Origin of the sequence: Murdochiella vaginalis (genome assembly GCF_902381775.1) — a bacterium.
Classification (GTDB): domain Bacteria; phylum Bacillota; class Clostridia; order Tissierellales; family Peptoniphilaceae; genus Murdochiella; species Murdochiella vaginalis.
The window spans coordinates 104,086-120,035 of the sequence record NZ_LR698969.1; the positions used below are offsets into that span (position 1 = coordinate 104,086).

The 15,950-nt window shown below is 47.5% G+C and carries 11 protein-coding genes; 1 reads left to right on the forward strand and 10 read right to left on the reverse strand.

Annotated features, from left to right (window positions below):
* Positions 1-35: 35 nt before the first annotated feature.
* From FXY30_RS00440 to FXY30_RS00485, 10 genes are all read right to left on the reverse strand, one after another.
* A complete protein-coding gene (locus FXY30_RS00440; protein ID WP_071704871.1) occupies positions 36-1,247 on the reverse strand; it encodes a glycosyltransferase in 1,212 nt (403 codons plus the stop codon).
* Between the two features lie 22 nt (positions 1,248-1,269).
* Positions 1,270-2,988, reverse strand: coding sequence for an asparagine synthetase B family protein (locus FXY30_RS00445; protein ID WP_071704872.1), 1,719 nt, complete (start codon positions 2,986-2,988; stop codon positions 1,270-1,272).
* Between the two features lie 194 nt (positions 2,989-3,182).
* Entirely contained in the window at positions 3,183-4,304 is a 1,122-nt protein-coding gene (locus tag FXY30_RS00450; protein ID WP_071704873.1) for a glycosyltransferase family 4 protein, read from the reverse strand.
* Between the two features lie 75 nt (positions 4,305-4,379).
* Positions 4,380-5,633 (reverse strand): glycosyltransferase family 4 protein, encoded by a 1,254-nt coding sequence (locus FXY30_RS00455; RefSeq protein ID WP_071704874.1) that lies wholly within the window; start codon positions 5,631-5,633, stop codon positions 4,380-4,382.
* 95 nt (positions 5,634-5,728) lie between these two features.
* Positions 5,729-7,048, reverse strand: coding sequence for a nucleotide sugar dehydrogenase (locus FXY30_RS00460; protein ID WP_071704875.1), 1,320 nt, complete (start codon positions 7,046-7,048; stop codon positions 5,729-5,731).
* Positions 7,049-7,192: 144 nt separating this feature from the next.
* Positions 7,193-9,478, reverse strand: a complete 2,286-nt coding sequence (locus FXY30_RS00465; protein ID WP_071704876.1) for a GH25 family lysozyme — start codon at positions 9,476-9,478, stop codon at positions 7,193-7,195.
* A gap of 57 nt (positions 9,479-9,535) precedes the next feature.
* Entirely contained in the window at positions 9,536-11,398 is a 1,863-nt protein-coding gene (locus tag FXY30_RS00470; RefSeq protein WP_071704877.1) for a L,D-transpeptidase family protein, read from the reverse strand.
* 239 nt (positions 11,399-11,637) lie between these two features.
* Positions 11,638-12,828, reverse strand: coding sequence for a M23 family metallopeptidase (locus tag FXY30_RS00475; RefSeq protein WP_071704878.1), 1,191 nt, complete (start codon positions 12,826-12,828; stop codon positions 11,638-11,640).
* Positions 12,829-12,939: 111 nt separating this feature from the next.
* On the reverse strand, positions 12,940-14,403 hold the full coding sequence (locus FXY30_RS00480; RefSeq protein ID WP_071704879.1) for an N-acetylmuramoyl-L-alanine amidase family protein: 1,464 nt from the start codon (positions 14,401-14,403) through the stop codon (positions 12,940-12,942).
* Positions 14,404-14,731: 328 nt separating this feature from the next.
* Positions 14,732-15,154 (reverse strand): PaaI family thioesterase, encoded by a 423-nt coding sequence (locus FXY30_RS00485; protein ID WP_071704880.1) that lies wholly within the window; start codon positions 15,152-15,154, stop codon positions 14,732-14,734.
* Positions 15,155-15,355: 201 nt separating this feature from the next.
* Between FXY30_RS00485 and FXY30_RS00490 the strand changes: the two genes are divergently transcribed.
* Positions 15,356-15,919 (forward strand): isochorismatase family protein, encoded by a 564-nt coding sequence (locus FXY30_RS00490; protein ID WP_071704881.1) that lies wholly within the window; start codon positions 15,356-15,358, stop codon positions 15,917-15,919.
* Positions 15,920-15,950 lie beyond the last annotated feature (31 nt).

Here is a 15,950-nt window from a genome sequence, read left to right on the forward strand (position 1 = left end):
CATCCAAAGTATTGTCGAACACCATGGGGTTGCTCTCACTGCTTTTGGACCATGGTATAAAAGTCGCGATAATTCTTCTCAGCGCTACAGTTCCTCTCCCAACTTTCGCGGGCATTTCTACACATTGTGTTGCGCTCTTCATCCGATTGCGCCATTATTTCCCGGACGGCATCGGCCAGTTGAGATGGTTTAAAATCCTTAGGCAAAAGGATTCCATTCAAACCGGGAAAGACAATCTCCCCGGTTCCGCCCACTTTGGTTGCGATGACCGGGATGCCGAAAGAAAGAGCCTCCATGATGGAAAGCGGCACGCCTTCTGTCTCACTGACATTAATAAAACCATCAACATGATGTTTCCGGTAATACTGTAAAACCTCATCGTTTGGCACATGCCCCTTAAATATATACTGCACGGGCGTTTGCGACAAGAAGTCTTTTGCTTGCTTTTGCAATGTCTCCATCAACGGGCCGTCACCAAAATGAACCCATTCAACGGGTTTTCCAAGTTTCGATAACGCGGCAATAAGAAGGTGAATTCGCTTTAAGGGAATCATATTCGAGCAGGAAATGAGTCGAAACGGTTCGCCTTCTCCTCCGGGAGGCGTCATGCCATTCTCCAATGTGCCCAAACGGTGCAGGGAAATTTTACGTTTATCGATGCTATCCGGATAGGTTTGCTCGAGGTAGTGTACTCCATCTGCGCTGATAGGGCAAATTGCATCCATCGAACGGAAAATAAAATCGCGAAAAGGAAGATATTTTCCCGGATAACGATATTCATAAATGTCATAGCCATGGCATCGCGTTAAAATACGCATATTCGGCACTTTGCGTTTGACCAGTGCACAGACCATTGCCTGGGTTACCATCCAATACGAGTACATGATGGTATCCTCTCGCAATAGATTTTCATGCTTCATCCATCGATATATTTCACGGTAGCATCGTTTCGCATAGGCATAGTAGCTAAGCATCACGCCGAAATTATGAAGAGAAAGTTTATGATGTGTTTTCATCCAGTCCATTTCTCGCCAAACAAGTGGATCTACCAGGCCACGCAGCGCCCATGCGACCATACTGAAGATATTACGTTTTTCAGCAATCCGTACACCGCGATGGCAGCTTTGGTTCTCCTCTTTTGAGGGATGTAAGGCCAAATAAATCAGATCCTTTGGAGCGTATAGATCCTCTGAAATTAAAAACGGTTCCCCTCCGAAAGGGTATCCCGCCGTTAACGTTACAATCATATTCATCCTCTTGTTTTACTTCTTAATCTAAATAATTCTTGTAATAGGAGATGATCGAAAGGGCTAATCCGCGATCGACAAAATGGGCACCCCGTTCAAATAGTTCGCGCACAATGCTTTGCATCTCCTCGCCCCGTACCGCCGAAATGGAATCGCGATAATACCGAATGAGTTCCTCTCGGATTTTTTCTTGTGTCTCCCACCAGTAATCCAAAGGGTTCATGTTATTAACTGTCGGCGTTCCTTTTCTTTTGGCCTTTATCACAGAAAACGCCGTATGAATTTTTCGTTCTAGGACGTGCCACGGATAAAATTCACGGGATAAAGGCAAACCGGTTCCGGAATGCGGATACTTTACACTTTCCGGAAATTCCCGTTTCAACCAACGCATCTGTATTTTATCATGAACACGTTGCTTCCAAGAAATGTCAAACAACTCGCGCAAAAAAGCGTTGTCTACCAATGGCATTAAAGGCTCTGTGTAGTACTGCCGAATAAAATTGGTCGAAGCGGCCGCTAAAAAGCCGCGTGTAACAAACCAGAACCGATCATTGGTGGCAAAGCGACCGATATCTGCATTTCCCTTCGTCGGCATATATGGGAAATGTCTGGATAATCGAAAACGTTCTATTTTGACCTGCGGAACCTGCTCTCCATTTTCCGTCAGCATGGAACCTTCGTGAATATCGCCCGCGATACCCGTCCATTCCACACCATATTGTGAAGATGCCAGCTTCTCCAGCATCTGTTTTCCCCCGGTTATCCCAAAATAATAGCTGACCCCGTTATTCATCAACATCAATGTGTCCACTTCGGTCAGAAACTGCGGAGAATCCAGTGCCATGAAATGCCAGGGCGTATTCGCATCCTGTGCGATGCGTTTGGCAATCGTGTGATCGCGGCTCCCTATCTGTGCATATGTCAACGTCTCAAATGACTTCGGGGCGAGATGTTGCAAAGCAAAATAGATGATCCTCGTATCCGCTCCACCACTTAAATCGACTAAACCCGTATACCCGTACCGTTGATTCCAAAATACGCCATCCTCCAAGGTCGACATAAACGCTTCGTGAAGGGAGGTGATCGCCGCTTCGATATTTTTATCCGGAAGATTCTTTTCTGCAAACGTGATATACGACTTTGTCTCGGCGTAAGCAGCGCGTAAGCTTAAATAGTCGCCGGGGTAAAGACGTCGAACGCCTTGCACACCCGTATGCGTATCGGTGAAATAGCCAAAATTGAGGAAATTTTTAAGCCCCTGTTCATCGGGAACACGAGGAATTCCAAGACGTTTCATGGTATCGGTGACAAAGTTCATTTGAGAGCCGACAATAACACGTTGCTTTTCGGCATCCAGCCAATAAAAAACAGCACGATCCCCCGTTGGAGAGGTGTAAATCGTCCATTCTTTCGCTTCTCGATCCCAGATCGCGCCGGAAAAAGAACCGCAGAAGCGCTTAAAGAACAGAGGATCCGTCTTTCGCTGATCACGAATCCATCCGCCCAGTCCTTCCGGATGTTCCAAGATGCCCAAATGATGTGCATTCGTTATAATCCCGTCCGTAATGACAAGGATATCCGCATCTTCAAAAAACACTTTGTGTTCGCCAAAACGATCCAACACATCGCGGGAAACGGTCCAACCGTCTACTATGGCATCATCATGTAGAAGAGACGTTCTTGCGATTTTGCGAAACGCAGTGGATGCATTTTTTTCATTTGTTATAAAAAAACCCGGCATTCTGTTCTTTCTCCCATTTTCCTTGCTGTGTGTAGTAGTACAGTTCCACGGGATATGGCTAAGCCGTATATACACCTGACACATCCGAATGTCCAGCATAAAATTTCACATTATAGATTCGCCGTGTCTTTGTTATAGATGCGTTATATCTTTGTTTCCCTAGCAACTTTTATGTATGATCCATCAAGCAAACTCTATTTGTTTTTCTTGTTTACACTCTCCAGCGTGGAAAACACCTTCCTTGCGCGCGCCTTCCATGTATTTGCAGGCAAAAATTGTTTTATATTTTCTTTTTTTTCCATCATCATGGGACGGTTCGCAATAATGTCCTCTAACGCTTTCGCCATATCTTCCGCCGTATCTTTACAAATCCACCCCAAATCGTTCTCTTGCACAATCTGCGACATAGCGTCCACATTGGTGCAAAGAATCGGTTTTTCATGCGCAATATACTCAAAAAGTTTCACCGAAATAGCAAAATCTCTGTATATCGACTTTCGTATCGGTAAAACGCCAAGATCTGCCTTTCTGTACAATTCTTCCAAGCCATTCCCAAAGGAGACGTGATGAATCTCCAGCCAATTTGGTTGTACAAATGAATAGCGTTTTTGAAAATCAAGCCATTCTTGTTCACGACATACCGCCAAGAGTCGAAGCTTCAGTGCATCACGATTGATGATTTTCATTGCATCAAGCAGAACATCAAAGCCATATCCAGGAGACAAACCTCCTACAAAAAAAAGAGTCAGTATATCCTCTTGAAGGATGCGCTTGTCATCCTCCTCACTCTGTCCGGATTCCTTCATAACTTCTGCGCCGGGCGGCAAAACATCATAAGGCATGCCAAAATCCGCTATTTTAGCCATTTGGTCTGTTGGAAAATAGAAAAGTGAAACGGTTTTTTTAAAGACAGAGAGGTCTCGCTTCTGTAAACATTGAATGATAAAAAATTTCAGCGGATTGATCTCTGTAAACTGTTCTGGGAAACGCCAATAAATATCTCGATAAAAAAGGCCAATGGGGACACTCATTTTATGAAGTTTCTTAAGGAGCATCAAGTCCTCGCGTACAAAAAAAGGCCCCGCCGGAGGTTCTACATAACAGTAACGAACATGATGCGTATCCAGCCATTGCATGATCTCCCTGACATGGGAACGGCGTTCTTTTCGATTGTTATGCCAGCCATCCAATATCTTGATGCTACAGCCAATTTCGCGAAAAGCGCGAAGCATCTGCTGCGGCCGAACACTGGACCCTGAGTTCGCCGGTCCTTTCAGATCAACAAAAGTGATGTAAAGTAAATCGACAGTATCCATCCATGACCTCTCTCATCTGCACTTTATCATCCGTGTGTAAAGCGCTGTTTGCGATATATTTTCCGTACATCCCCGCTATTCTATCAAGGATTGAAAAAGCTTTTCCATCCGCAACGACAAGTGAGAATAATCATACTCCTTGACTAGCTTTTCTTCCCGTATGCGGATCGCGTCGCGCTCCTGCGGCGTTAATCGGGTTAGTTTCGAGAGGGCCGAAACAATGGTCTCCGTTTTCTGATCCTCTGTCTCAATGCCAATATTATGCTTTACAACGAGCGATTCCTCCGTTTTTACCGTGGAAAGAATCGGAGCTCCGGCAGCAAGGTACTCAAACAGCTTATTGTTGCTGGAACCGTAATGGGTAATGGCTGTAGCACGATTATGTGCCAATGTCGCATCGGCACGCATGAGAATGCTGGGGATCTCCTCTTTTCTTACCTTGCCCCTGAAAACAGCATTTGTGATCTGCTCCTTCGAGACGCGCTCGTTAAGATGCGAAAGTTCCGTTCCTCCCCCGTAGAACAAAAACCGCACCTGAGGCAATTCCTTTTGACAGCGTTTCGCCACATCCAACATCACATCCAAGTCATAGGTCATCCGAATAGAGCCCATATATACCACCTTAAAGGTAGATGGGTCGTCCAATTCTACATCCGCATAATGGACCTGTTGCTGATTGCGACGAAACTCCTCTAAATCAACACCATTGTTGACCTGAATACACTTGGTCGAAGCGACATCGTTCCAACCGCGATCTTGCAAATAGCGCAATCCGCCTGACATCGTAAACACAATGCGATCCGCCCCGCGATAGAGTGTATGTTCCAATGCATAAAGCGCTGCTACAATCGGTTTCGTATACGGCTTGGCGTTCAGATTCCCATACTCCACCAGAGATTGCGGCCAAAGGTCGCGCACTTCAAACACAAAGGGAATGTGATTTCGTTTAGCAAAGGACATCGCGCTCTTGGATGAGAAGGGAACCGGCGACGAAGCATAGATCACATCCGGACGTTCGCCCTCCGCCATCAATTTCCGCATTGCTTTTTTGCAACGGAACGAGAATTGTACCATATTCACGATGCGACGCCAATTGTTTTTCGTGTAGCCCATGGTATGCACATACGTATACGGAACACCGTCAAACGTTACTTCCTTTAGAAGTTTTCCGGAATCGACGAAATTATAGGTCGTATTGTGCACTTGACTGCCGGTCAAAATACGCACATCATGCCCTTTGGCGCGCAGATATTTGGAAAAATAGAAGTGCCGCACTAAACCGCCAAATCGAGGTGGTATAGCGTAATTATTCACGATCCAGATGCGCATGCCATCCCTCCTTGGGTGATGGGTCTTGCAAAAGCGGGAAACAAATCTTTCCGACTACTGTAGGCATTCCTGATGAGCTTTGAAGGACACAGCAATTACAGCGTTTCAACATTTTCATATTGTTCCGCGTCGGGAATCGCGTTGCGCGCATCGAAGATGGCCTTCGCCTGACGAAGAATCATCGGATAGTCATACGCCTGGTGAGCTGTGGTAATCAAAATCAGATCCGCATCCGCCACATCTTTCTCCGTTAAAGCAGTCATACCGGTGTATGTTTTTCCCTGGTGACGAAAAGACGGAATGTAGGGATCAAAGAATTCCACGTCGGCTCCACGTTCCCGCAGGATGTCCAGCACGCGAATGGCCGGGCTTTCCCGGTAATCATCAATATCATTCTTGTATGCCACGCCAAGCACCAACACTTTGGATCCGTTGAGCGGCTTCTTGTGGCGGTTGAGCATTTGCGCTGCACGATCCACCGTGTATTCCGGCATCTTGTCGTTCACCATCATCGAGGATTCGATCATGGATGTATGGAAACCGTATTCTCGCGCTTTCCAGGAAAGATAGTACGGATCCAACGGAATGCAATGTCCGCCCAAGCCCGGGCCGGGATAAAACGCCTGGAAGCCATACGGCTTCGTCTTCGCCGCATCGATGACTTCCCAGATGGAAATTCCCATGCGATGGCAAAGGATGGCCAATTCGTTGACTAGGCCGATGTTGACGTTTCGATACGTATTTTCCAAAATCTTTTCCATCTCGGCGACGGCAGGAGACGAAACGGGATAGACCTCTCCTTCCAACACAGTGGAATACATCTTGGCAATCACTTCGGTTGCATCTTTTCCGATGGCGCCAACGACTTTCGGCGTGTTCTTGGTCTTAAACTGCTTGTTGCCTGGATCAACACGCTCGGGCGAAAAGCCGAGATAAAAGTCTTCTCCACAGCGAAGGCCGGATCCCTTTTCCAGAATTGGCTTCACCAACTCCTCTGTCGTTCCCGGATAGGTCGTGGATTCCAAAACCACCATGGTGCCCGCCTTCAAATGCTTGGCAATGTTTTCGGCAGAGGTCTGTACATAGCTGATATCCGGTTGCTGATGCGCATCCAGCGGCGTCGGCACACAAATGGCAATAAAGTCCACATCGTGAATAAAGCTGAAGTCTGTCGTAGCGCGGAGCTTTTTGGCTTCGACCAATGCTTTTAAATCATCGTCAACAATGTCGCCGATGTAATTATGACCGGCGTTGACCATGTTGACTTTTTCATCCTGTACATCAAAGCCGATGGTTTCAAAGCCGGCGCGCGCTTTCTCTACCGCCAGCGGAAGACCGACATAACCCAAGCCCACCACACCGACGCGAATGGAACGCGTTTCAATTTTGTTGAGCAATTCCTGTTTTAATCCCATGATCGTTCTATCTCCTTTGTTCCCATAGCGTTTTTTAAATTTCTATTTCCTCTCGTTATGCCTTATTTTAACATAGGAAAAGGGCGAATGGCTCCTGCCCTCGCCCTCATTTGTCCTATTGTACGGTTTTCTAACGCTATTGGTTTAATAACCGTTTAATCCCGCGCCCTTGATAATGGACGGATAGTCTTTGAACACCCAACTGGCGTCCACGCCATAGGGATATCCTTCTTTGTGGTAGGTGGAAGTAAATTGCCACATTCCGTACTCTCCACGGTAAGACGGTTTGCTGACACCGTAATGGGCCACCCAAATGTCGTAGTTGCCCAAGCGAGACATCTCGAGATTATCGCGCAGCCAGGAAGAAGACGAGTAGATGCCTGTATAGTATCCCTTTCTTTCCATTTCCTGCAAAAAGGCCAGGGCCGTATCGGTCAGCGTCTTTTTGTCAGTCTTTCGCTGATGATAGACATCTTCCGTGTCCCAATAAACCGGAAGTGCGAATTTTTTTCCGGCGATGATATTCTGAAAGGCTTGGGCTTCCGCCTTGCCTTCCTTCACTTCGTTGGCACACGAATACCAATAGGCTCCAATGGGTACGCCACGCGAATTAAATTCGTTGTAGAAACGCTCAAACTCCGCATCTTGATAGTACGAATTGCCTGTACCGTGGCCAGTATAACCGGCACGTAAAATGACGCCGGATATGCCTTTGCTGAATTTATCAAAGTCGAAATTATACGGCTTCTGGTGGGTGGATAGGTCAATGATCAAACGACGGGATGTCGGATGGAGAATGCCGCTGCCATCCGCATCATAGCCTTTGTTGCCAATCATGACAAATTGATTCGTTGCGATCGCCGCGTCGGAGCCAATGTAATACTGATTGCCCTGCCATTCCAGAAGACCTTCCGTATTGCGTCTTTGATTTCCATTTGCGGGGTCATAGAAGTAGTAGTTTCGTCCCGCCCGGTGAATACCGGATGCCGTTGCTCCATCCGCATCCATATAATAATAGACTGTTCCAAAACTGATCTGCTGATTTCTAAAATAGGTGCCATCCACATTTTCGAAATAGCGTCGTCCATCCTTTTCAATCCACCGTCCGCCATCGGCAATGGTGCCATCCGCACGTACATAGTAACGTCTTCCTTCAATCGTATGATAGCCCACAGACAAATCCATCAACACACCCGTTGTCGGATCCAGCGGATAGAGAGCACCGAGAAAGCGCGTCACACCCGTTTGTTTTGTGCCGTCCGACCCCATCAAATAGGCTCCCCTCGGACCGAATGTGATGAACCGATTGCGATACAGCACGCCCTCGGCATTCGGGAAAATCCAGCCGCGCTCCGTCTGCACCCAGGCATTATCATTTGCGCACACACCATTCTCATGGAAATACATCAACTTGCCATTGATTTCCTTAAAGCCCTTGGCGTACGTACCGTCATGCTGCATATAAAAGGCTACTTTCGAACCAAAGGTAATGAACTGATCACGATACAAGATGCCCTCGGCATTCGGGAAAATCCAGCCACGCTCCGTCTGCACCCAGGCATTATCGTTGGCACGCACCCCGTTCTCACGAAAATACATGAGTTTGCCGTTTATTTCTTGAAAACCCGTAGCGTACGCGCCATCGCTTTGCATGTAATAAGCTACCTTCGATCCGAACGTAATAATTCGATCGTGATAGACTTCCCCTTCGGCATTCGGGAAAATCCAGCCGCGCTCCGTTTCCACCCACGCATTGTCGTTAGCGCGCACCCCGTCATCTCGAAAATACATCAGCCATCCACCCACTTCACGAAATCCCGTGGCGAATGTACCATCATGGTCCATATAAAAGGCGACTTTCGACCCGAAGGTAATGATTCGATCGCGGTATAAGACACCTTCCGCATTGGGGAAGTAATACTTTCCGGCATACTTCACCCATTTATTGTCTTTACGAAGCGTACCCTCTTCGTCATAGAGATAGAGCTTTCCATCGATCTCTTGAATGCCGCCCCGTCTCGAAGAGAAGCTGCCGTTTGGTGCTTTAAGGCTATGGGAATTGCTCTCCGGAGAAATCTCCAGTTCCGTCTCTTCTTCCTCTGTGGTCTCCATCAAAGAAGATGCCTGCTCATCAGCCGAAAGCGTCGTCAGAGGCTTCGTGGCCTCCTTCATTTTCGAGGAAGCTTCCTTCGGTTTCTCTTCTTTACTCTCGTTTTTCTGTATAGTTGTTTCTTGTTCCGGGGTGTCTTCCTTCTCCGTTGTTAAAACATCCGTTTTCGTCTCGAGAGAAGAGTTCTCCGCCGGATTTGTGGAAATTGCGACACCCATCGAACCCTCTGCATGCACAGGGTTGATCACCATACTCAACGTCAACGCCATCATCAGCGCAACGGAGAGAGCCGCAAAACGCTTACCTCTTTTTTTGTTCATATTCTGCCCTTTCTGGACTCGTCTTGATCTCTACCACGATTCGATAAATGTCGGCAATCAATATACCGTCACAGCACTGCCAGGATACAGTGCTTCATATACCCGCGGCATCACAGATGGCAATATGTTCACACAACCATGACTGCCTGTCCAAGTATAGGCTTGACTATCCATATAAAAGTTATTTGTATTTTGCCAAGGAGCATCGTGAAGGCCGTATCCGGCATAGAACGGAACCCAGTAGTTCACCCAGGATTTCCACGTCGGCCCCGTTAAATATGTGCCGCGCGTCATTCCCTGAACGGAGAAATTGCCCCGCACCGTCGGAGTAGAAGGTTTGCCGGAAATGACCGGGGTAGAAACTGCAAGTTTTCCGCCGCGGAACACCCACAAATATTGATGCTTCAAACTCACCACTGCAAAATTGTTTCCTACATAGCGATTCGTAACCGCCGGTCCTTGCAAATAACCATTTGCATACGTCCATTCGCCTGACATGGAAAAGGTTCCATCAGACGAGGCGCGGCCATACTCGTCAAATTGATAGGCCAGGCCGTCGATTGTGCGCACTGTATTTTGGAAGGCGGCCGGAAATTTCGCCTGTTTATCAAAATAGTAATGGCTACCGTCAATTTCTGCCCATCCTCTGGTCAGGGCAAAAGAGCTGCCGCTGTGATAAATTTTGTTATTTAACTGAAACAATCCATAGTTTCGCAACAGATTGCCAGTCGTCGTATCCGCGTAGTAGGCGTTTTCTCTTCCCGCACACAAGCCATATTGTTTTGTGCCGTCTTCGCCCATGTACATCGCATAGGAGGATCCGAAGGTTAACACCTGGTCGCGATAAGGAGTGCCATCCGGTTTAGAAAAATACGTGTTGCCGTTATACGTATAGGAGGAGGACTTCTGGACGAGACACCCGTATTCATCAAAGCGATAGGCCGTACCATTGAAAGGAACAATGCCCGTCTGGCGGCTTCCGTCTTCGCCCATCAAATAGCGAATGCTGCCGAAAGAGATGAATTGATTACGATACGGCTCTCCGCCTTCTTTTGCAAAATACCATTTTCCCTGATAAACATAGCTGTGCGGCTTGGTATTGACCAATCCGTTGTCTGCAATATCATATACCGTTCCATTAGCTTCCACCATGCCGGTTTTCATGGCGCCATCCGCGCCCATAAAGTATTTCACATTCGATCCAAAGGTTATGAAACGATTACGATAAAGTTCACCCTGTGCATTGGGAAAAACCCAACCGCGATTTGTTTTCACCCAAGCATTGCTTTTGTCCAGAACGCCATTGTCACCAAAATACATCAGTTTATCGTTAATTTCCTGAAAACCGGTGCAATAGGCGCCGTCATGCCCCATGTAGAAACTTACTTTGGGTCCAAACGTAATAAATTGATCCCGGTATACAATGCCTTGGTCGTTTGGAAAAATCCAGCCGCGATCCGTTTTAACCCAAGCGTTGCTTTTATCCAGCATCCCGTTTTCTTGGAAATACATCAGTCGCCCGTTGATTTCCTGAAAACCAGTGGAGATTGTTCCCTCATGATTCATGTAATAGGCAACCTTCGGCCCAAAGGTAATCATTTGATCGCGATACAGCACGCCTTCTGCATTCGGAAAATAAAACTTTCCCTGATACTGCACCCACGCATTATCGCGGCGCAGCGTTCCGTCCTCATCATAAAGATATAAATTGCCATCTCGTTCCTGTAAGCCGGAATAGGATGCGTAGCTTGTAACCGCTTGGCGCTGCGAAGCATCCTCTTCAGACCAATCCAATTCTTCGGTGGACGTGACCTCTTCCGCCGGTTCATCCGCATAAGACAAGGGTCCTTGCAACAGTAGGGCCAACAGCAAGCCGGCGGAAAATAGCGCTACACGCGCCTTCCTATTCTTTCGTCTCATAGAATCGCACTCTCCTTCACTTGTTCTCCTAATAAGTTCCTTGTAAAATTCACAGTTACTATCTTGTGCATAGCAAACCAATTTCCGCATCTCCCTATCAATGTAACAAGGCCATGTTGTTCTGTCAACGCTCGCAAAAAAACAAAAAAACGGTGCCAATGGCCCGTTTCTTGTAGTGCAACTTTTGCGATCGCGTCGTCAACCATTGCTTGGCGAAGAAAAATTCGTCGCATCGTTTATTAATAGTTATAGGAATAATTCAAAGGATCGTGAGGCTCTTCCATGCTGCCGCCTGTACGCACTTCAAAATGCAAGTGGGATCCTGTCGAATTTCCCGTCGAGCCCATTAAACCAATGCGCTCACCCTCTCGAACATACTGTCCATCAGAAACCAATATTTCACTCAGATGAAAATAGTTCGTATAGTAGCCGTCATCACCGCGCATTTTGATGTAATTACCGAGAGCGGATTGATATCCCGTTTCCAGAACGGTGGCATCATGCGCCGCTCGAATCGGCGTTCCCCAAGGGCCCGGAATATCTACGCCCTTGTGTAAGCGGCCCCAACGCCAGCCGAAGCGGGAAGAGAGTCTCGTTCTTCCGCTGACCGGCCAAAGAAAATCATATTTCTTGATTTTTTTTACGGTACCTTCTTGCACATTCGCAATATATTCTTCGCCATTGACGGTAACCCGCCCATCCTGACGACTGCCGTCTTCGCCCATGAGGTACTCCGCTTCGCCAAACGAAATGATCTGCCCGCGATACGGTTCGCCTTGGGCATCGGCGAAATACCATTTTCCTTCATAGGTATAGGCGCCCGCTTCTTGCAGCAACGCCCCTTTTTCTCCGGTCATGCGATACACGGTGCCGTTGGCGGGAACCAGTCCCTCCTGAATCGTTCCGTCCGCGCCCAGGTAATAACGAATATTGGGACCAAACGAAAGGAACTGATCATGATAAACCGCCTGCTTTTCATTTATGAAAAGCCAGCCGTTGTTGCTCCAAACCCAACCTTGATCTGTCGCCATCCGGTCTTTCTTTTCCCCGGATTCATAGAAATAGCGTAATGAGCCGTTCATCTCGACTAGGCCGTTTTGTCTTTCTCCCTTTTCATTGACATAATAGGCCAGCGTATCGTTGAAATGTAAGATTACATGACGGTATACCTTGCCATCCGCGCTTGGAAAATAGTATTTGCCCTTGTATGCTACCCAAGCATTGTTCTTCATGACCCGACCATAATGATCATAAAGAAACAGATCTTCCCCCTGCCGGGCTTCTCGAACCGCTTGAGGAACGGGATCCTCTTTTTTTCCGGCATTGTCGCCTTTCGCAAGCGTTTCGTTCATCGGAAAAGCAAAAAGCAATCCGAGAATGAGAAATGCAGCTACCACTCGGCAACACCGTTGAAACCATGTTTGCTTCATTCTTCTTCCTTTTTTACGCATTCGCTTTCGTCTTTGTTTTTACTCACCCCTGCCATGCTGTCGCTATCGACAAAGCGGGCGCAAGTACATCGTATTCGGTCGGCGGATCACCTATTTCGTATAGACATCAAAATGGTTTCCTGATACGCCTCGATCGTATACTTTTCCAAAATAGCCGAAGGGTGTCGGGATGACAGTTCCCTTGGGAGCGTCATTGGCTAAAACAATGAAGCCATCTCCGTCCGCAACATAGCCGTCCTCATTGACATGACGTCCGGGAATACGGAGTCCGCCACCGGGTAAAACTCTCTGAGAATAATACGTGAATTTATAGCCGTTCCACCGGATCACCCCTTGGAACCAAAGATCGCGCAAACTATACAGCTTCGGGGCACCTGCGCCGACAGCAGACTGCTTTTCTGATTGTTCGTCTTGAATCGCACCTGTGGTGGGATTTACCGTATAAGTTTTCTGATCCAGAGTGAAATCTTGATACAAGCGTGCGCCATCCTGACCATGATAATACTTCACACCATTGATCGTAACCCAGGAATTGCGTACCGGTTCGCCATAGCTGTTTGCATAGAAGGTCTTTCCCTCTGCGGTGTATTCTCCCTCTTGCACCAGACGTGCGCCGCCTTTTCCCGTCATGCGATACACGGTGCCGCCCACATTGACCATGCCTTTAACGGGAACGCCGTCGCTTCCCATGTAGTATGCCACAGAAGGGCCGAAGGTAATGAACTGATTACGATAGACACGGCCTTGCGCATTTGGGAAAATCCAGCCACGTTCCGTCTGCACCCAGTCATTGCTGATGTTTCGAGCACCGTCTGCATTAAAGTACATCAATGTGTTACCTACTTCACGAAAGCCGGTACCGATAGTGCCGTCATGGTCCATATAGTAAGCCACCTTAGGGCCGAAGGTTATGAGTTGATCACGATAGACACGGCCTTGCGCATTTGGGAAAATCCAGCCACGTTCCGTCTGCACCCAGTCATTGCTAATGTTGCGAACGCCATCTGCATCAAAGTACATCAATGCGTTGCCTACTTCACGGAAGCCGGTGCCGATGGTGCCGTCATGATCCATATAGTATGCCACCTTAGGGCCAAAAGTGATGAGTTGATCACGATAGACACATCCTTGTGCATTCGGGAAAATCCAGCCACGTTCCGTCTGCACCCAGTCATTGCTAATGTTGAGAACGCCGTCTGCATCAAAGTACATCAATGTGTTGCCTACTTCACGGAAGCCGGTGCCGATGGTGCCGTCATGATCCATATAGTATGCCACCTTAGGGCCAAAGGTAATGACGCAATCACGGTATAAAACTCCTTCCGCATTGGGAAAATAGTAATTGCCGAGATATTTCACCCACGCATTATCGCAGCGCAGCGTTCCATCGCTGTCATAGAGATAGAGTTTTCCATCAATTTCCTGTAATCCGGTCTGTACCTCTGTAGAAGACGAGCCCTCGCCCTCTACCGCAAAAGCCGGTTTCGCTAAAAACAACAATGCAAGCACAACACCTAAGGAAAGCCAAATTCGGTACGTTTTTCTGTTCTTCATCTTTTGTTTCCGCCTTTCTCTTTTTCTCCTTTCACTTCCCACGCTCTTCACGACTTTACGCCGTTCGGATACGAAGGGAAACAGGGATAAAAGATACTCTTTATCATTTTGTAACTATTGGCGGTTCAAATGTAACAAAACGGTTACAGGTTGTCAACTCTTTTCGCTTGTCTTCTGCGTTCTCTTTTGCACCATTTTTTCCCGCCTCTGTCCCAAGGCGATCAAATAGGTACCAAAATGCATTCGGTGTAACTACCTCTCCTTATATAAACAATATATAAACAATCAAAAAGCCGCAGGAGACATTCTCGTTTCCTGCGGCTTTCGATCAATCGCGTTTAAAAAACTGTCCAGACGCTTCCCCAAGGACCGTATCGTCGCTGTAAACCGTCCCCTTGGTCACCGCGATCGTTTTTCCATTTTTCAACACGTGCCCCCGCGCAACGATACTGTCGCCTAAACGAGCCGGACGAAAAAACCGATATTGCACATCCATGGTTACGACCGACCCGCCGAAAGAGGATGCTGCCGCGCCCATCGCTAAATCCATCATGGATAAAAGGACTCCTCCATGTACAATATTTTGTGAATTCAAATGGTGTTTTTCCACCGTCAGTTCTACTTCGGCTTCGCCGTTCTCCTGTTTGCGCAGATGCATGCCGATGTATTGCCCGAATTCCGAATTGCTTTTCGTCATCCGTATCTTCACCCTCTTCTTTCTGTTTTTATTTCCTTCGATATTGTAGCGCATTCCAGTTGTCCTCGTTTCAGGGAAGTTTTATGGGAAGCAAGGCCTAATTTTGCTTTGCCGGGATTCTACACCGGGTATCCATCACCTGCTATAATCAAAGCGAAGTTCCAACAGGGATGTTAGCCGAAGCATTTTCCGTACAGTAAATCATCCTGATGCCGCTTTTCGGAAAATGCAACACAAAGAAATGAGGTATTAAATATGGATCTTTACAAGGTAACCCCCGAGGATACCTTTATCCTCTTCATTGATCTGCAGGAACGGATGCTTCCGAGCATGGCGAACGCCGAACAAGTGGAGAAAAATGCCGCTGTTTTGCTGGAAACCGCCAAAGCCTTCGAGCTTCCCATCATCGTAACAGAACAATATCCCAAAGGACTTGGCGCAACCGTCGCAACGTTGCAGTCCGCATGCCAGCTAGAAAATGCGAAGGTGGAGGCAAAAACAATGTTTAATGCCATCACGCCCGCGATCGACGAAGCGCTCCAACAACAACCCTTTGCGGAAAGAAAATGCGTCATCGTCACCGGAATCGAAACCCATATCTGCGTCTTCCAGAGTGTACGCACCTTGCTGGCAAAAGGCTATCAGGTATTCATTCCGGCCGATGCAGTGAGCTCCCGCGATGGGCGCAATAAGGATACCGCTCTGGCCCTTTTTGCGCAGATGGGCGCGATTGTCACCTCGACGGAATCGCTTCTCTTCGATTTGCTCGGTGATGCCAAAAATCCGCACTTTAAGGCCCTGCAAGCATTGATTAAGTAAAAATCCGAAGGTGCAGCGATGCATCGGTTGC

Coding starts and splice junctions, on each gene's coding strand:
- FXY30_RS00480 (WP_071704879.1), bottom strand. CDS start 14,403: ATGAAGAACAGAAAAACGTACCGAATTTGGCTTTCCTTAGGTGTTGTG.
- FXY30_RS00460 (WP_071704875.1), bottom strand. CDS start 7,048: ATGGGATTAAAACAGGAATTGCTCAACAAAATTGAAACGCGTTCCATT.
- FXY30_RS00475 (WP_071704878.1), bottom strand. CDS start 12,828: ATGAAGCAAACATGGTTTCAACGGTGTTGCCGAGTGGTAGCTGCATTT.
- FXY30_RS00445 (WP_071704872.1), bottom strand. CDS start 2,988: ATGCCGGGTTTTTTTATAACAAATGAAAAAAATGCATCCACTGCGTTT.
- FXY30_RS00450 (WP_071704873.1), bottom strand. CDS start 4,304: ATGGATACTGTCGATTTACTTTACATCACTTTTGTTGATCTGAAAGGA.
- FXY30_RS00485 (WP_071704880.1), bottom strand. CDS start 15,154: ATGCGCTACAATATCGAAGGAAATAAAAACAGAAAGAAGAGGGTGAAG.
- FXY30_RS00455 (WP_071704874.1), bottom strand. CDS start 5,633: ATGCGCATCTGGATCGTGAATAATTACGCTATACCACCTCGATTTGGC.
- FXY30_RS00465 (WP_071704876.1), bottom strand. CDS start 9,478: ATGAACAAAAAAAGAGGTAAGCGTTTTGCGGCTCTCTCCGTTGCGCTG.
- FXY30_RS00470 (WP_071704877.1), bottom strand. CDS start 11,398: ATGAGACGAAAGAATAGGAAGGCGCGTGTAGCGCTATTTTCCGCCGGC.
- FXY30_RS00440 (WP_071704871.1), bottom strand. CDS start 1,247: ATGATTGTAACGTTAACGGCGGGATACCCTTTCGGAGGGGAACCGTTT.
- FXY30_RS00490 (WP_071704881.1), top strand. CDS start 15,356: ATGGATCTTTACAAGGTAACCCCCGAGGATACCTTTATCCTCTTCATT.